This window comes from Shinella sp. (assembly GCF_035998705.1).
Lineage (GTDB): Bacteria > Pseudomonadota > Alphaproteobacteria > Rhizobiales > Rhizobiaceae > Shinella.
This window is the reverse complement of the sequence record NZ_DASYHH010000012.1, coordinates 25,585-43,302: the sequence shown is the minus strand read 5'-3', so window position 1 is coordinate 43,302 and position 17,718 is coordinate 25,585. Positions and strand designations below refer to the sequence as shown.

Sequence of the window (17,718 nt, the reverse complement as noted above, 5' to 3'; positions counted from 1 at the left end):
GATGGCCATCCTTCGTTCGCGACTTTGGCCCCATCCCCACTTTTCCCTGACAAACTCTAGAACCTGACGTTAAAGCCCACGGTTCCCTTGATGCTGTAGCTTTTGGTGAAGTCGCCCAGGCTCGTGTTGGCAGTCATTTCGCCGTGGAGGGCATATCTGTCGCTCCCCCATTTGTAGGTGCCGCCAGCTCCCAGGCCGCCCCAAAGTGGATCCTGCCTGCTGGCGAGCCTGACATCGGCGACGTTGACCGACGTACCCGGCGAGAAGTCGTAGTAGAGGTTGGCGATGCCATAGGCATGGATGCGCCTCGTCTCGCCGGAATCCCCGGTCCAGTTGTTCTGATGGTCGATGGACAGGCCGAGACGGCCTCTGAAATAGTCACCGCCCGTCAGGGCAACAGCAGCACCGAAGACGTCGGTGAACTTGTCGTAGTCGACCGCGGAATAGGTCAGCTGCGCCTGTGGCGTAATCGACCAATTGGGATCAAGCGCGATCTGCTGGCCCGCCTCCAAACCCACCGCATAGCCAAAGCCGCCATTCCCCGAAACCAGGCCGGTGTTCGCCGTGGTTGAGAAGAGGTCACTATCATACCAGGTCAGCTTGGCCTGGGCATCGAGATAAAAGCCGTTGGTCTCATACCAGGTCAGCGTCCCTCCCACACCATAGCCCGTGCTGTCGATCGTGCCCGCGCCGAATACCGACCTGACATCGGCAGAAACTGTACCGTAGTGCGCCGAGAGGCCTCCAACCAGTTCGCCGAACTCCCCTGTATAGAGCACGCCATCGACCCCGGCATGCAACTGCCATGTGCGGCTGTCGTAATCGATGCGGGTGGTGGAGGATTTTGGGTCGATACTGTCCTGGCTAGCCACGATCCTGGCCCAGATGCCAGCACGGATATTGGCAGCCTCGGAAGAGACGCCCGTATCGGCTGCGCCATTCGACCATGCTCGATTGCCGATTCGTTGTTGCATCGTATCGAGAGCGTTGAAGGTCTGCAGCACGCCTGCATAAGCCTCGTAAATAGATGCACCGGGCTGATAGAGGACATCAGGGTCGTCGGGATCGGTCGGATCGGTCGGGTCATCGGGATCCGTTGGATCCGTAGGATCGGTTGGGTCCGTCGGATCAGTCGGGTCGGTTGGGTCCGTCGGGTCGGTGGGATCAACCGGATCGTCCGAGTGTAAGACCGAACGCAGATACCAATCGCCATCCATCGGGGTGCTCAAGCCACCCTTGTAAAGACGATAGGCATATGCCCCTGCGACCACTGCTGGATCGCCCGCATATGTGTAGCTGCCCAGAAGGGTGAAATCCCCGTTCGAAAGGCCGGCAACATCGATAATCTTGATACCTTCGGTCGTCGAAGCACCGACCCCGCCGAGATTGATGACTTTTACACCGGTGTGGCCGGAAGTGTTGCCGGTCACGACGAGCTTGTCCGAAAGCGAACTGTCATCCCCCAGCACGGTCTCGATTTCGAGCGTGCCGCCACTGCCGATATAATCACCGGCGATGGTCAGCGTATCGATCGAATTGCCGGGCGCAATGACGCCGCCGGTAAAATTGGTGGTGCGACCGACCCGGCCGCTACCCTGAAGCCGCCCGCCAATCACCTCCAGCGCACCACCGAGCACGCCATCGACCGATAGGATGCCGGCCTGAACCTGGGAGACGCCCGTGAGATTGGAACTGTCGGCGGTGAGCTTGGTCGTCCCCGTTCCGATTTGGTAGACGCCGCCTGTTCCCGCGATCTCGCCATCGAATGTCACCGTGTCCGAGCGGTTGAACGCCAGGACGCCGTCATTGTTGGTTATGGTGTCGTCGAGTATCCACCCTGACGTCCCGCCATCCCCGATTTGCAACGTACCATCCGTAATCGTTGTGCCGCCGGCATAGGTGTTGTCTGTCGCGAGGACCAGGGTTCCTGCGCCAATCTTCTCAAGCGCACCTGCCCCGGTCAAAACGCTCCGAGCCGCCACGGTGAAGCCATTGGAATCGACGAACATCTTTCCGGGCCCGATCACGAGGTCGCCATCGTCGAAACCCCGAATGAAGACGTCGTTGTCGCCCCTCGCGCGCAGAATGCCGCCATCGAATACGACCGAGGCATCGCCCTGGTATTTGCGCAGACTGTTGACGAAGACAACACCTTCCGCGCCTGACGTGCCGTTGACATGGAGCCTTCCGCTTGAGCCGCTGTTGTCACCCCCTATGGTGAGAGTTGTGGTCGTCACGAGACCGCCGTCTTCCACTGTGAGGCTTCCCCGCCCGACGTTTCCATCGAAGAACGTACCCACGGTGAGACCGGCCGTGTTCAAGCGCAATTCGGATCCGGGGCCGGTCACCGTTGTTGCCCCAAGACCACCGCGCCCGATGTGGCCACTCCCGTTGACCGTCATGAGGCCGCCGTCGGAGATCATCAACATGGCTTCCATCGTCGCCGTGCCGCCGACAGCCAGGAAGCTGCCAGCGTTCCAGATTGAACCCGGTCCCGTGAGAACGGCCTCCAGACTGGTGGCAGCAACGGAATTGCCGGTTGCGCCGATACCTTCGCCGATATAGCTGCGGCCCGTGGTTAGCTGCCCGCCATCCTCAACCGTGATGGTCGTGGCGCCTGTCTCACGCCCGAGTACCAAGTCTGCTGTTGTCGTGAAGCTGGAGCCGCCGCCCGAGACCAGAAGGTCGCCCGAGTCGAGGAACATCGTGCCTCTAAGTTGGACCGTACCCCCATCCTCGATGTCGAGTACACCACCCCGAAGATAAACATCCCGCAGCGTCCACGAGGAGCTGGAACCTGTCACCGTCACTGTACCGGTTGGGTCGATGCCGACTGCATCGGCCTCGGCAGCGGCGCCGTTGATAACCACCGAGCCAGAGGAGATAATCCCGTAGCTCGACGCGTCGGGCGTGCCATCGCTCCAATTGCTTGCATTAAACCAGTCACTATCGGTCGCTCCGGTCCACTCGGTGCTTTGTGCAAAGACCGGAGTGGCGACGGCTGACAGAAAGCAACCGATGATGGCGACCTCGGTTTTAAGCAAGCTCCTCAACCGCACAGGCCAAACGATCCGCACCCGGCCTGCAATATCAGTTCGTCGCTCTCCGCCGGCATTGCAGAACATTTACGCACGCCCCCGTAGCAAAAAGTCAGCCGCGATAAATTCAATAAAATTCAGCTTATGATTGTCGTTTTATGGTTAATAACGCATTAATCTCAGCGGCTTGTGTTGCCGTTACGTCTTTAACGAAAGGCGAAACTGACCGGGTTGGGGGATGACACCCTTCTAAGCGGCGTTGGAGTGGCACGATGGCGTCGCCTTAACCTGGCGCGATTCGCGGCGAGGATTTGTGTGCCGCGTTTCAGGCAGCGGTCGACCACGCCCTCTGGCTCTTCATCATTTTCGTCGGCCTCGGCATGGGCGTGATGCCACCTTCGACCTGCCGGGCGGACGTACCATCTGTTGAGTCTTCACCCGCTTGAAAGGATTCTCATAAGGCGGGGTTGCTGATGGGGGTATCCGCTACGGTGGGCAAGGTCCACAAAGGCCTTGATACGGCGCTCGATTTTCTGGGCGTGATTTTGCCCGATGTCCACAAGACGGTGGTCGAGGAACGGATTGGCAAAACGCTCCAGGGTGACGGCCATGTAGCGCTCCGACGCCTCTCCTTGGCCGAGATGGGCGAAGACCGGAATAACCTCCCGCCGATAGATCTCCATCAACTCGTCCAGCACGCCGGGCGACGCCATGAAAGTGCGCACGATCGGATCGCCTTGCCCGCCCCGTCGGCGCCACAGATCGACCAGAACCGTATGGCCGAGGTTCAGAATGTGCAGTTTCAGCCGCTCGATTTCCGTCAGGTCGTCGACCATCTCGATGGCCGGATGGATGCAGGGCGCAACGATGCCCGGCCCCTTCTGGATCGCCCAGAGCGCATAGGGCTCCGCCACGGCGCCGGCCGGTTCCATCGGCTCCGAAACGATGCGGTCAACGAGGCTGCAAGCCCAGAATACCCGCTCTTCGATGTATGAAATCAGGGCGTCGCTACCACCACGGAGACGCGCCACCGCCAGGACGGCATTTTTCAGAACCGCGCCGTTGTCGACGACGAGCTCCATCGGCATCACGACGAGCGGTGCGGCGCCGGCAGCATGCCGGGCGGCGAGCAGATGAAAGAGCTTGGCGGGAAAGCTCATCGACGGGTGATAGGTTGCCGCACCGTCCTCCGGCTGGCTCTGGTAGCCGGCATCCCCCGTATTGGACAGAACGAACTCCGCCTCCTCGACGAAGACACGGACCACCTGTGTCCATTCGGTGGATGCGGAGAGGCACCGCGTCACGGAAGTTACCGTTTTCGTCTCATCGACGACGCGTCCTTCCGAAAGCCCGCGAATGCGAACCGGGTAGCCCTCCGGTGCTGCAAGGGCGGCAAGCCGCCGGCTGCGCGCGGCATCGCCGGACGTCTGTACGATGGTGACCGTCAAAGGCAGCGTTGCTTCCGAGAGAAAGAGGTCTGCATGGGCTTGCAGGAACCGGCTGGTTCCGAACTGAATGACAGGCGTTTTCACGCCGCCATCCGCGGTCAAAGCGCCAGCTCGCGCCGAAGGGTTTCCAGCCGCTCCATGGCGATTACGCCGTCACGGATCGTCGGTGCCGGTGTCTCGCCGCCTGCGAGCGCGGGGACCACGTCGGCCAGCAGTGAATGGTAGCCCTTTGGATCCTCGTTGGCGGCAGCCGTGAAATTCGGCTTCCACGTCAACGTGTCGTCGGCGTCGGCGAGCGTGGCAACAGGATCGTCCACCTTGAAGGGCGGATTGCGGTTCCAGCGCACCTCGATGACATTATCGACCTCGATACGCTGATGGTCGCCCATGATCTCCAGCCGTTCCACCGGCGCACCGCGGGATTGCATGGTGCCCATGGCAATCGTGCCGATCGCACCGCATTCGAAATCGAAATTCACATGAAAGAGGACCTTGCCTCTGCCTTTCTCGACCTTGCGGGCCGTCAGTTTCCTCACCGGGGAAACGAAGAAGGAAACGAGGTCCATGTAATGCACGCAGTGATGCAGGAAGAAGCCGGTATAGTCGACATTGCCGGCAAAATAGCCAGGTGCCGTCATATAGTAGCCGGTCAGGCCGTAGATATCGCCGAAACGGCCGGATCGCAGAATGTTTGCGGCAACCTTGTTGCCGGCGGAATAGCGCTTCATGAAGCCGACAAGCAGAGGCCTGCGGGATTTTTCAGAAGCCGCCAGCAATTCGCGCGCGCCTGCGGCACTGCCGGACGGTGGTTTTTCCATGAATACGGGCAGGCCGCGTTCGAGGGCCTTCTTGCCGAACATCAGGTGCTGATCCGGTCCCACAGCCATGCCGACGGCATCGATATCGGGACGTCGAATGAGCTCTTCGGCATCGCTCGTCAGGTTCGTAACGCCGAACTGCCGCCCCGCCGAGGCGAGACGATTGCCGTCGATGTCGCAGAGCGCCGTCACCTGGACGTCATGGCGAACGAGCTGCGGAAGCAGCATCTGGGTGGCATGAATGCCACAGCCGATCCAACCGATCTTGAGTGTCATCGACGATATTCCGTAAGCAGGATGTGGGATTTGATGAAGTCGGCACTGGCAGCGAGACACGCGCTCTCATCCTCGTGCGGCGGACGCCATTGCGCGAAGGGCACGCCGAATCGGTCGTCGTTGCGGCGGAAGGGTTCGAGCGAGACAGGTCCCTCGTAGCCGATCTCGTGGAGCGCCCGGAACACCTCGATCCAGTCGGTCGCACCCGTTCCCGGAAATCCGCGATGGTTCTCGTTGGCCTGGAAATGCGCGACGCGTTTGCCGCCAAGCCGGATCGCCTCGGCAATCGAGGCCTCCTCCATGTGCATGTGGAAGGTGTCGAGCATGAGCTGCACGGCGGGATGATCGACGGCATCGAGCAATTCTATCGCCTGCTGCGTCGTGCACAGCACGTCGCTCTCGAAACGATTGAGGGGCTCCACGGCCAGGACGACACCGAGCGCCGCTGCATGGTCGCCCGCCTCTTTCAATCCCGCAACGCAGCGCGTCTTGCGGGCGAGCCGCTCTTCCTCCGTCACCGGCTGCGGCGGGCGACCGGCGAAAACCAGCGGATTGCCGGTGAGCGGACCGCCGACAATGGTGGCCCCGAGAGCGGCTGCGCAATCGGCCGTGTATTTGAGATAATCGATGCCCGCGCGATGGGCCGCGGGATCATCCGACGACAGGTTGCGCTGGAGATTGACGCGGGCGGCGAGCACGACGCCGAGTCCCGCCCCCTCAAGCGCGCGACGCGTCTCCTCGAGGTCGAGTTCGCCGGGTTCCGGCACGAGAAGCTCGACGAAATCGTAGCCGAGCCTGCGCATTTCGGCAAAATGCCGGAAGTGCTCGGCCGTGAATGGCCGCGCATATTGCATGGAGATCAACCCGACGGGGTTCATTGTCTGTCCTCTCATTCGCATTCAGCCCTTCACCGCGCCCTGGGTCAGCCCGCCGATGAGGCGGCGTTGCACGATGAGGAAAAGCAGGGTTGCCGGCATGGCGCCTACAACCGCACCGGCGGCAAGCAGGCCCCATTCGATCTGGTATTCGCCGATCAGCGTCTGGATCGCGACCGTGACCGGACGCACATTCTTGCCGCCGAGCGTCAGGGCATAGAGATATTCGTTCCATGCGGTGATGAAGATGTAGATGCCCGTGGAGATGATGCCGGGCATGGTGAGCGGCAGCACGACACGGCGCAGCGCCGTCAGCCGCGAACAGCCGTCGATCATCGCCGCTTCATCGAGGCTCTTCGGGATCGCGCCGATATAGCTCGTCAGCATCCAGACCGCGAAGGGAATGGCGACGGTCGCATTGGCGAGGATCAGGCCGAAATGCGTGTCGAGGATACCGACTTTCCGCATCAGCACGAAGAGCGGCAGGATCAGCAGCACGATCGGGAACATGTTGATGAGCAGGAACTGCAGCATCAGCAGCTTGCGCCCGGCAAAGCGGAACCGCGAGAAGGCATAGGCTGCCGTGACCGCCACCGCGAGGCCGAGCACCACCGTGCCGCAGGCGATGATGAGGCTGTCGAGCATGTTGCCGAGGAACGACGTCTGCCGGAGCAGGCGCACGTAATTGTCGAGGCTCCAGCCGGCCGGGGACACCGAAACACCGGTAGCGTTGAGCGTTTCCGTCGGGGTCAGCGAGGTCAGCACCATCCAGGCGAACGGTCCCATGGCGAAGAGCACGATCACCAGCACCGGCAGATCGGTGGTGAGGATGCGGCGTAGCGTGGATGGCTTGTTCATCGTTCGACCTCCCGCATGGTCCGGGCGAGATAGACGGCGACGATCGCGCCGAGAAGGATGGTGAAGGTCACGGCAATCGTCGTGCCGTAACCGAAATCGAGGTTCTGCCGGGCGCGAACGAAGGCGTAGAGCGGCAGCGTATGGGTCGCGTAGCCCGGCCCGCCGCCGGTCATGACGAAGATGACGTCCATCGAGTTGGCGACCCAGATGACGCGCAGCAGCCCCGCCGTCGCCAGGACCGGCGCGATACCGGGCAGCGTGATATGGACGAACTGCCGCCAGGCCGAGGCGCCGTCGATCGACGCGGCCTCATAGTGGCTTCTCGGAATGCCTTGGAGACCGGCGAGGATCATGACCGCGAAGAAGGGAAAGCCCTGCCAGGTGAGCGTCGCGATGATCGCGTAGAGCGCGAGTTTGGGATCGGCAAGCCACGGCACCGCCGACTGTACGACCGAGAGATAGAGCAGGATGTCGTTCAGCACGCCGGTATTGGGATCGTAGATCCAGCGCCACATCAGCGCGATCACGACGCTCGGCAACGCCCAGGGGATGATGATGAGCGCGCGCGCCAGGCCGCGCCAGGGAAATTCGCGATTGAGCAGCAGCGCCGTGAGGAGGCCGAGCCCCATCTGCAAGGGCACGGTGAGGCCGATCCAGAGCGCCGTGTTCCAGAGCGCCGTCCAGAACACCGGGTCGGCGAAAAGCTTCACATAGTTGCCGAAGCCCACGAGGCGGCTGGCATTCGGCTTCCAGAGGATGAGATCGTAGAGACTGGTGAAGACCGCCTGCACCATGGGGAAGAACACGATGAACAGCGTGACGAGCACCGCAGGCGCCAGCAGAATGTAGGGCATCAGCCGCACGTTCCACGGTGTGGGTATCGCGATTGGGGTGGGTTTCGGAGCTGTCGTCGCGGTCATTCGGTCGTTCCCGGCCGTTGGCAATCAAAAGGGCCCACCCGCCCTGATGTTCGGGCTGGGCGGATGGGAGTTCGGAGCGGGCGGAGGATCGCCCGCTCCGGAGAGATTACTGCTGCGCGAACAGCGCTTCGAGTTGCTGCATCATCTGCTCGGAGGTGATCTGGCCGGTCAGCGCCTGTTGCATCGCCGTCTGCCAGGCCGTGTTGACGAACTCCGATGTCGCGGTGTTCTGCGGCAGCACCTTTGCGAAGGGCAGCGACTGGACGGTCGCATCGACGAAGCGGCGCTCATGCAACGTCCAGTTCGCCGACCCGCTCTTGGTCACCGTCATCTGGCCCGTCGCCTTGTTGAAGGCCACGTTGTTTTCGCCCTCGGCCAGGAAGGAGATCCACTTCCAGGCCGCATCCTTCACCTCCGACGACGAGAAGATCGCCAGCGATTCGTCGCCGTAGGACGTCCAGCGACCGCCGCCGCATTCCGGCACCGGCACCGCCGAAACCTTGTCGCCAAGCGCCTTCACCATGTCGTTGGACGAGCCGATATGATGGATCGTCATAGCCGTGGTCCCCTTCTTGAAGGCACCGGTGATTTCCTGGAAGCCGTCGTTCGGCGCCGAAGCAGGAATGACCTTGTCCTTCTGGAAGAGGTCGATCAGCCACTGGTTGGCAGCGATCGCCTGCGGGGTCGTCAGGCCGCCCGGCTCCAGCTTCGCGCCCTGTGACAGCACGAAGGCACCCCACTGGTCCCAGCCGCCCTTGCCGCCGCGCAGGCCGAAGCCATAGGTCGCCGGCGCCTTGGTGAGCTTGGTGGCCGCATCGCGGAACTCGTCGCAGGTGGTCGGCGGCTTCAGGCCGGCCTGTTCGAAGAGATCGGTGCGATAGTAGAGATAGAGCACGACATACTGGATCGGCAGATAATATTGCTGGTCATCCGGTCCCTTGTTGAGCTCCAGCAGATTGTCGAGCAGATCCGCCTTGCCGGGCCAGGCGCCGATGCGCTCGCCAAGCGGCTCCAGTGCGCCCATTTCGAGAAGGCGCGGCTGGGCAAAGAGCTTGACCATAGCGGCATCCGGTGCGTTGCCACCGACAAGCGCGGTGTAGAGGTTGTCGTAATAGCTGTTCCACGGAACGTTTTCCGCCTCGACCTCGATGCCCGGATTGGCCGCCTCGAACTTGGCGACCAGATCGGCCATCGGATTTTCAGGGTTGTCGAAGTGGTACCAGAAGCGAACGGTTTCCGCCGACGCCGTGCTTGCCAGAAGCGACGTCGCGAGTGCGGCGCCGATTGCCAGTTTCTTCCAGATTTTCATTATCTCCTCCTTTGAAAATCGAAATCAGTTCGAGCCGGCCATTTGTCTGGCATCGGCTCCTGCTGCTGCCAGCGCCTCCCGCGCGGCAGCCAGATCAAGCGTGTTTTGCAAAAAACCATGCGTGACGCCCGGCACGACGGTCAGCCTCTCGCCGCGCCCGAGGCGTTTCAGGCGCGCGTGCAGCGCGACGCTGTCGGACAGCAAGGGATCGACTCCAGCCGCCATCAGGTGAAGCGGCGGCAGGGCTGCCAGAGCCGCGTCGGTTGCAGCAAGCGGGCAGGCGAGCGGATCGGCCGAGACGTCTTGATCACCGACATACCACTGCCAATAGCGCTGCATCTTCATCGTCGTCAGGCCGGGACCGTTTTCGAAATCCCGATACGACTGCGTGTGAAAATCACCGGCATAGGTTCCATAGAAAAGCAGCGCCCCGGCCACCGGCGGACACCCCTTGCCCTGCTCGTGCAACATGGCAGCCAATGCGAGGTTGGCGCCTGCCGAATCGCCGGAAAGCAACAGCGGACCATGCGCGACACCATAGGGTGCGGAAACGACAAAGGCGTTGCGGATCGTCGCGATCACATCCATCAGGCCCGCGGGATAGGGATGCTCCGGCGCGAGGCGATAATCCGGCAACAGCACGGGAAGACCACATTCGAGGGCCAGTACGCGGGCACAGCGCTCATGGGTCTCCGGGCTGCAAAAGGCAAAACCGCCGCCGTGTACGAAAATGACCGCGCCTGCACCTGCGCCCGGAGGGACCAGAACCTTGAGACGCACCCGATCGGAGCCAAGGCTTTCATCCGCGTCAATAAAGACATCGGCGACCGTGACCATGTCGGGCATATCGACATTCCAGCGCCGGTTGCCCTCGGCGGAAAGCGCGCGGCCTTCTGACGGCGGCAGCGTCGTCGGATCGAGCTGAGGCCCCGTTTCGGCTGCCACACGGGCGAGCAATCCGGCCATTTCAGGCGAAAGTCGCGACATGTCCGGCACCGCGCTCATTGCGTTGCATCCGCAAAAACGTCTGGGCCGAAATCGACGATGGTCGCAATATGGTGGCTCAAGGCCGCGCTCGCGGCCGCCACATTCCCGCTTTCAATCGCCTCGACGATCGCGCCATGACGCTGGGCCGTCGCCACGAGATCACGCGGCGTCGTGCTGCGCGAAATCTTGAAACGATGATTGTGTACCAGGCAGCGGTGCAGGATCGGATCGAGCGCCGGCAGCTGCGCGTCCTGAAAGATGCGGCGATGAAAATCCCGATCGAAGGACGCGAGTTCCAGTTCGTCGCCAGTCTTCCCTGCGTCGATCATCGCGGCAAAGAGCGCCTTCAGGTCCACCACCAGCGTGCGGCTCGGCGCCTGCAACGCCCGGACGATGCCGTTGCACTCGATCTGCTGGCGCACGCGGAACATTTCCACGGCCTCCGCTTCCGTGCACTCGGAAACCTGCGTGCCGCGGTGGCCCTGCCGGCGCACTAGGCCCTCTTCCTGCAATTGCAGAAGCGCCTCGCGCACCGTGCCCTGACTGCACGAAAAATGCGCCGCAAGCTCCAGCTCCGTCAAAGCCGTACCCGACGGAAGAATGCCCAGCATGATATCGCGCTTGAGCGCGTTGAAGGCGGCCGCCGACTTCGCCGGCTTGGCGGCGTGTCTCGCATTGGACGCTGTAGAAAAATAAGTCATCGCCCGGCTCATGGAGTTGCTAATCGGCGTCAGTATCATTATTGATATTGATATCGATAATGAAGGTCAAGTGCCGATTGACCCACTGGAGGAGAAAACCGTGACCGCAATCGCATTGAGGCAGATCCGGAAAACCTATGGTTCGCTAGAGGTCATCCATGACGTCGACATCGATATTGCGAGTGGCGAATTCCTGGTCCTTGTCGGGCCTTCCGGCTGCGGCAAGTCCACCCTGCTGCGCATGATCGCTGGTCTTGAAGAGATATCGGGCGGGGTATTGGACATCGGCGGCAAGGTGGTGAACGCATTGCCGCCGTCCGAGCGCGACATTGCCATGGTCTTTCAGGACTATGCGCTCTACCCCCATATGAGCGTGCGCGAAAACATGGCTTTCGGCCTGAAAATGCGCGGCACGGCAGAGGAAACGATCGACCGGCGTGTCTCGCATGCCGCCGGCATCCTCAAAATCGAGCCCTTTCTGGATCGACGGCCGGCCCAGCTTTCCGGTGGCCAGCGCCAGCGTGTCGCCATGGGCCGCGCCATCGTGCGCGAGCCCTCGGCCTTCCTTTTCGACGAACCGCTTTCCAATCTCGACGCGGCTCTCCGCGTCGAAATGCGCCTGGAGATCGCCAAGCTGCACAACCGCATGAAGGCGACGACCGTCTACGTCACCCACGATCAGGTCGAGGCCATGACGCTCGCCGACCGCATCGTCGTGCTGAACGCGGGCCGGATCGAACAGATCGGCGCCCCGCTCGATCTCTACCATCGCCCGGCGAGCCTGTTCGTCGCCCGCTTCATCGGCAGCCCCACCATGAACACGATGACTGTCGAACTCATGTCCCATGGCAATGAAAAAGCCTTGTCTTTCAAAGATCGAACTTTGCCGCTTGCCGGTGCAGGCACGGCGCGGATTGCGCCCGGTGCTGTGACGCTCGGCATCCGCCCGGAAGACCTCACCGCCTGCCCACAGGAGGAAGCCTGGTTCAGCGGCGACCTCGCCGTTGCCGAACGGCTGGGAAGCCAGACCTATGGCTACGTGGAGATCGGTGAAGCCCGCATGCTGACCGTCGAGTTTCCGCGCGATACGCCGATCCGCGTGGGCGACCCTATTCACGTCCGCCCGAACACGGATGCGATTCACCTGTTCGAGAAAGCCTCCGGCCTGCGGATCAACTAACCCCCCGCCGACAAGCAGGTCAAACCGATCCGGCGCGGTCTGCCCTTTGGCGCCGCGCCGTCCGCAGGCTTCAGGCGCCTGGAACATTTCGCGGAAAAGTCGGTTGCTCTCCGACATCCACTCTGCGAGGCGAACAGATGACCCTGACAGCATTGGCGCTCAACTGCACCCTGAAGACGAAAGCCGCAACCGATCCGTCCTCCACCGAACGCATGCTCCGACTGCTGGCAGAAGCAATGGAGCCCTACGACGTGTCGACGACGTTCATCCAGCTTGCCGACCACGACATCAAGCCCGGCGTCACCTCCGACGAAGGCGAAGGCGATGCGTGGCCGGGTATCCGCCGGAAAATTCTCGACGCGGATATTCTCGTCATGGGAACGCCGATCTGGATGGGCCAGCCGTCGAGCGTGTGCAAGCGCGCCATGGAGCGCATGGACGCCTTCCTCGAGGAGAAGGACGACAAGGGTCGCATGGTCTCCTATGGCCGGGTCGCCGCCGTCGCGGTGGTCGGCAACGAGGATGGCGCACATCACGTCTCGGCCGAACTCTTCCAGGCGCTGAACGATGTCGGCTTCACCATTCCCGCCAATGCGGTGACCTATTGGGTCGGCGAGGCCATGGGCTCGGTCAATTTCGTCGATCTCAAGGAGATTCCGGAGGTAGTGCAATCCACGCTCGACCTCGTCGCGCGCAACACGGCGCATGTTGCGCGTCTGCTGAAGGAAAAGGCCTATCCCGGCGAGGATGAGTAAACACCACCCGGATTGCCCAGAACACCTGACGCTCACCACGGAACATCGGGCTGGCAGATTGGTTTAGTGACGAAAAGGAGACACGACAATGGTTGCCAACAAACCCCGCGACGGCGCGCCCGGCACGACGGACCAATCTCCCCGCTGGGAGGGACCTCAGGAAAACCGGCCGCGTGGATATCTTCCGGCAAAGGACGATCCGGATACCGCGCGCGACGCGGCCGGCGAAACGAACAAAAGCCCGGAGCGGAGACGCCCTTCGGACGCGTTGAAAGCGAGGGAGCGAAGCAATGAGCGATAGACGCGAGACGAGCGGTCAGTTTGCACCGTCTCAAGCCGATCGTAAGGCCAGCGGTGTGGCGAGCGCCAAGCCGACTGTCATCACTGGATCCGAAGACGCGACGGCGCATAGGGATCCCCCGGGGAAGAAGCGTCAGAAAGACTGGGATGTCGGCTTCGACGATCAACAGCCGGATCAGTCGTGAACACCATGATGGTACTGCCGGGGTTCTGTCTCCACCAAATCCGGCCGTAGGGGGTGGATCGATATGCCGGCCATAGCAGCTCCAAGACCAACCGTAGAATCCGCCCTCGTTCACCGAATTGAGATAGGCAAGAGTTCATCGCATTCGTTCACGACCGTCCAGAGTTGACCAGTCCGACCATCGGATAGTGGTTGGAACAATGCCCCGTTTGCCTTCGTTTGCGACTGGTCGTTAGTGTGAAAGGCAGGACCAATGGATACCGCGCTCGCCCACTCAGCATTCCCCACCAGTCCACTGTCGTTGACTATCAACGGCAAGGCCCATTCTTTCGATATCCATCCATGGACCACGCTTCTCGACCTGCTGCGAAGCGACGACCTGCAGCTCACCGGCACGAAGAAGGGATGCGACCATGGCCAGTGTGGCGCCTGCACGGTGCTGATCGAGGGTGAAAGGATTAACTCGTGTCTCAAGCTGGCGGTCACGCTGGACGGCCGCGAGATCACGACCATCGAGGGACTGGGCGCGCCGGGCAATATGCACCCGATACAGACGGCATTCGTCGAGCACGATGCCTTCCAGTGCGGCTACTGCACGCCAGGCCAAATCTGTTCCGCCGTCGGCCTCGTGAACGAAGGCCATGCGCATTCGCGTGAGGAAATCCGCGAGCTGATGAGCGGCAATCTCTGTCGGTGCGGCGCATATACGAACATTGCTGACGCGATCGAGGACGTGCTGGGCAAGCAGGGCACCCACCCGTACCGGGAGGCTGCCGAATGAAACCGTTCTCCTATACCCGCGCCGAGACCGTTGGTGATGCCGTTGCCGCACTTGTCGCGAACCCGCAGGCGCAGCTGATGGCTGGCGGCACCAACCTCGTCGACCTCATGAAATACGATGTGGCGAAGCCCGACGCGATCGTCGATATCAACCGCCTGCCGCTGAAGGACATCGACGATCTGCCCGATGGGGGCATTCGTATCGGGGCACTCGCCAGCAATTCGGCGGTGGCCTACGACGCGCGCATCAAAGCGCGCTTTCCGCTGCTCTCGAGCGCGATCCTTGCCGGCGCCTCGCCGCAACTTCGCAATGCTGCGACGACCGGTGGCAATCTTCTGCAGCGGACCCGCTGCTACTATTTCTACGATCCTTCGACGCCCTGCAACAAACGCGAGCCGGGATCGGGCTGTTCGGCGATCGGCGGCCTCAACCGAATCCATGCGATCCTTGGCGCGAGCGACATGTGTATCGCGGTTCATCCGTCGGACATGTGCGTGGCACTTGCCGCACTCGATGCTGTGGTGGAGGTGGAGGGACCGGCGGGAGCGCGGCAGAACGCCTTCGCGGAGTTTCACCGCCTGCCGGGTGACGAGCCGGAGAGGGACAATACGCTCGCGCATGGTGAGATCATCACCGGCATTCGTCTCACGCCCAATCATTTCGCCGGCCATCACACCTATTTGAAACTGCGAGACCGGCTGTCCTACGCCTTTGCACTCGTCTCAGTCGCCGTGGCGATGGAGACCGCCGACCGGCGGATCGTCGAGTTGCGCATCGCGCTCGGCGGCGTCGCCCACAAGCCGTGGCGCGACCCGCTTGCCGAGGCGGAGTTTTCCGGCGCGCAAGCCGATGAAGCGACGTTTCAGCGCGTCGCCGACCGTCTGCTTGCCGGTGCGATGGGCCAAGGCGACAACGACTTCAAAATCCCCCTTGCCCGCAAGACCATTGTCCGCGCCCTCAGACAAGCGGCCAGCGGACGCCCGCAGGACCAGGCGGTCAAGGCAATCCAGTAGGAGGCCGGAATGTTCAACCAATCCAAGATCGTAGGTCTCCCGGTGTCGCGCATCGATGGACCGCTCAAGGTGACCGGGCAGGCCAAATATGCGGCCGAGCATTTCGAGCCGGGAATGCTTTTTGGCTCCATCGCGCTTGCAACCATCGCCTCCGGCCGTATCACCGCGATCGATACGAAGGCAGCCGAGCGTTTCCCCGGCGTCGTGAAGGTCTACACCCACGAGAACCGGCCGAAGCTCGCTTATCGCGACAAAAAATGGAAGGATGAGGTAGCCGTTCCCGGCCATCCTTTTCGCCCGCTGGAAAACGACCGCGTGCTGTTCGACGGCCAGCCGGTCGCCTTCGTCGTCGCCGAGACGCCGGAGGCCGCGCGCGATGCCGCAGCTCTGATCCGCGCCGACTATGCGACCGACGAGCCCCATACCGATATCATTGCAGAACAGCACAACAGTTATGAACCGCCGGTCGCGCGCATGAAGCAGTTCCTCCCGCCGCCGCCACGCGGAGACGCCGAAGCCGCCTTCGCCTCCGCGCCCCATAAGATCTCCGCGGACTATGTCATCGAAGGCGAACACCACAATCCGATGGAACTCTTCGCCGCGACCGTGCTGTTCGAAAAGGATGGCGAACTCACGATCCACGACAAGACGCAGGGGTCGCAGAATTCGCGTGACCATGTCTGCGGCGTCTTCGGCCTGGATCCGGAAAAGGTCCTCGTCAAGAATAGTTTTGTCGGCGGCGCTTTCGGCCAGGGGCTCAGGCCGAAACACCATCTGGTGCTTGCCGTCATGGCAAGCCTCGACCTCAGCCGGTCGATGAAGGTGGAGATGACGCGGCGGGAAATGTTCTACCTGACCTGGCGCCCCTCCAGCGTCCAGACCGTATCGCTCGCGGCGGATGCGCAGGGGCATCTGCTTTCCGTCATGCACCACGCCGTGCATGCTACCTCGCGCTACGAGGACTACCAGGAAAACGTCGCGAACTGGACGGGCCTTGCCTACAAATGCGAAAATGCAAAGCTTTCCTACGAGCTTGCGAAGCTCGACATGGCAACGCCCGGGGATATGCGCGCACCGGGCGCTGCAACCGGTGTCACCGCGCTGGAAACGGCGATGGACGAACTCGCCTATGAGGTGGGTGTCGATCCTGTGGACCTGCGCGTCCGCAATTTCATCCACCGGGACCAAAACCAGGACAAAGCGATCACGTCGAAGGCCCTGCACGCCTGCTATCGCGAGGGTGCGACGCGTTTCGGGTGGTCAAAGCGATCTCCTGCTCCGCGCTCGATGCGCGATGGCCACGATCTCGTGGGCTGGGGCATGGCGGGTGGCATCTGGGAAGCGACGATGGCGCCGGCGGAAGCCACGGCACAATTGTTCGCGGACGGCAAAGTCATCATCGCCGCTGCCGCCTCGGACATCGGTACCGGTACATATACCATCCTTGGCCAGCTTGCGGCTGAAGAATTCGATGTGCCGATAGAACAGGTGACCGTGAACATCGGAGAATCGGCCCTGCCGAAAACCGGTGTTCAGGGTGGCTCCTGGACCGCGGCGTCGACCGGCTCTGCCGTTCAGAAGGCTGCAAAGACCGTGATCAAGACCCTGCTCGGCCATGCCCGGGAGATGGAGGACTCGCCGCTTGCCAAAGCCTCGGAGGATCAGGTCGTGATAGCCGAAGGGCGCCTTGTACTGGAGGCCAACCACCAGACCGGCATCGCCATTGCCGATATCATGCACGCCGCCGGCCTGTCGTCCATCGAAGAACATGCCAAGGTGGCCCCGGACATGATGAGCATGATGACGTTTGCCGCCTACAGTCATTCGGCCGTGTTCGTCGAGGTGAAGGTGGACGAGGACCTCGGCATCGTGCGCGTGACACGCGTCGTCAGCGCCATCGCGGCCGGCCGCATCCTCAACCCCAAGACTGCGCGCAGCCAGATTTTTGGCGGCGTCGTCATGGGGCTCGGTATGGCACTGCACGAGGAAGGCATGATCGACCATCGTACGGGGCGGATCATGAATCACAATCTCGCTGAATACCATGTGCCGGCCCATGCGGATATCCGGGACATCGAGGTGATCTTTGTGGACGAGGACGACGACAAGGCAAGCCCAATCGGGGTCAAGGGACTTGGAGAGATCGGCATTGTCGGGGTCGCCGCCGCGGTCTCGAACGCCATCTTCCACGCCACCGGCAAGCGCATCCGCACTTTTCCGATCACTGTCGACAAGATTCTCGAGAGTGAGACCGTGCAATGACGAACCACCTCCT

16 protein-coding genes are annotated in these 17,718 nt (G+C 62.0%); 7 read left to right on the top strand and 9 right to left on the bottom strand.

Annotated elements, in window-relative coordinates:
- Positions 1–56: 56 nt before the first annotated feature.
- The 9 genes from VGN93_RS10010 to VGN93_RS09970 all read right to left on the bottom strand — a co-directional run bounded on the left by VGN93_RS10010 (position 57) and on the right by VGN93_RS09970 (position 11,230).
- On the bottom strand, positions 57–3,125 hold the full coding sequence (locus VGN93_RS10010) for an autotransporter outer membrane beta-barrel domain-containing protein (RefSeq protein ID WP_327507381.1): 3,069 nt from the start codon (positions 3,123–3,125) through the stop codon (positions 57–59).
- Between the two features lie 347 nt (positions 3,126–3,472).
- Positions 3,473–4,588, bottom strand: a complete 1,116-nt coding sequence (locus tag VGN93_RS10005) for a mannitol dehydrogenase family protein (protein ID WP_327507380.1) — start codon at positions 4,586–4,588, stop codon at positions 3,473–3,475.
- Positions 4,585–5,580: a Gfo/Idh/MocA family oxidoreductase gene (locus VGN93_RS10000; protein ID WP_327507379.1), complete on the bottom strand. Its 996-nt coding sequence runs from the start codon at positions 5,578–5,580 to the stop codon at positions 4,585–4,587. Before VGN93_RS10000 ends, VGN93_RS10005 begins: the two co-directional genes overlap by 4 nt.
- Positions 5,577–6,458, bottom strand: a complete 882-nt coding sequence (locus tag VGN93_RS09995; protein WP_327507378.1) for a sugar phosphate isomerase/epimerase family protein — start codon at positions 6,456–6,458, stop codon at positions 5,577–5,579. The genes VGN93_RS10000 and VGN93_RS09995 overlap by 4 nt, the downstream gene beginning before the upstream one ends.
- Before the next feature lie 21 nt (positions 6,459–6,479).
- Positions 6,480–7,313, bottom strand: a complete 834-nt coding sequence (locus VGN93_RS09990) for a carbohydrate ABC transporter permease (RefSeq protein ID WP_319314893.1) — start codon at positions 7,311–7,313, stop codon at positions 6,480–6,482.
- Complete coding sequence (locus VGN93_RS09985; protein WP_327507377.1) at positions 7,310–8,233, bottom strand: sugar ABC transporter permease; 924 nt, start codon at positions 8,231–8,233, stop codon at positions 7,310–7,312. The genes VGN93_RS09990 and VGN93_RS09985 overlap by 4 nt, the downstream gene beginning before the upstream one ends.
- Positions 8,234–8,339: 106 nt before the next feature.
- The gene (locus VGN93_RS09980; protein WP_327507376.1) at positions 8,340–9,542 is read right to left on the bottom strand and encodes a sugar ABC transporter substrate-binding protein; all 1,203 of its coding nucleotides are present in this window, start codon (positions 9,540–9,542) and stop codon (positions 8,340–8,342) included.
- A 24-nt stretch (positions 9,543–9,566) separates the two neighbouring features.
- Complete coding sequence (locus VGN93_RS09975) at positions 9,567–10,547, bottom strand: alpha/beta hydrolase (protein ID WP_327507375.1); 981 nt, start codon at positions 10,545–10,547, stop codon at positions 9,567–9,569.
- A complete protein-coding gene (locus tag VGN93_RS09970; protein WP_327507374.1) occupies positions 10,544–11,230 on the bottom strand; it encodes a GntR family transcriptional regulator in 687 nt (228 codons plus the stop codon). The genes VGN93_RS09975 and VGN93_RS09970 overlap by 4 nt, the downstream gene beginning before the upstream one ends.
- Positions 11,231–11,330: 100 nt before the next feature.
- Here VGN93_RS09970 and VGN93_RS09965 point away from each other — a divergent pair, with 100 nt between their 5' ends.
- From VGN93_RS09965 to VGN93_RS09935, 7 genes are all read left to right on the top strand, one after another.
- Positions 11,331–12,410: a sn-glycerol-3-phosphate ABC transporter ATP-binding protein UgpC gene (locus tag VGN93_RS09965; RefSeq protein ID WP_327507586.1), complete on the top strand. Its 1,080-nt coding sequence runs from the start codon at positions 11,331–11,333 to the stop codon at positions 12,408–12,410.
- Positions 12,411–12,547: 137 nt separating this feature from the next.
- On the top strand, positions 12,548–13,165 hold the full coding sequence (locus tag VGN93_RS09960) for a flavodoxin family protein (RefSeq protein WP_327507372.1): 618 nt from the start codon (positions 12,548–12,550) through the stop codon (positions 13,163–13,165).
- An 88-nt stretch (positions 13,166–13,253) separates the two neighbouring features.
- Positions 13,254–13,466 (top strand): hypothetical protein, encoded by a 213-nt coding sequence (locus VGN93_RS09955; RefSeq protein ID WP_319314908.1) that lies wholly within the window; start codon positions 13,254–13,256, stop codon positions 13,464–13,466.
- Complete coding sequence (locus VGN93_RS09950) at positions 13,456–13,650, top strand: hypothetical protein (protein WP_319314910.1); 195 nt, start codon at positions 13,456–13,458, stop codon at positions 13,648–13,650. The genes VGN93_RS09955 and VGN93_RS09950 overlap by 11 nt, the downstream gene beginning before the upstream one ends.
- A 252-nt stretch (positions 13,651–13,902) precedes the next feature.
- Entirely contained in the window at positions 13,903–14,430 is a 528-nt protein-coding gene (locus tag VGN93_RS09945) for a (2Fe-2S)-binding protein (RefSeq protein ID WP_327507371.1), read from the top strand.
- Positions 14,427–15,443 carry a xanthine dehydrogenase family protein subunit M gene (locus tag VGN93_RS09940; protein WP_327507370.1) on the top strand — a complete coding sequence of 339 codons (1,017 nt, stop codon included), beginning with the start codon at positions 14,427–14,429 and terminating at the stop codon, positions 15,441–15,443. Before VGN93_RS09945 ends, VGN93_RS09940 begins: the two co-directional genes overlap by 4 nt.
- 9 nt (positions 15,444–15,452) lie before the next feature.
- Entirely contained in the window at positions 15,453–17,705 is a 2,253-nt protein-coding gene (locus tag VGN93_RS09935) for a xanthine dehydrogenase family protein molybdopterin-binding subunit (protein WP_327507369.1), read from the top strand.
- Positions 17,706–17,718 lie beyond the last annotated feature (13 nt).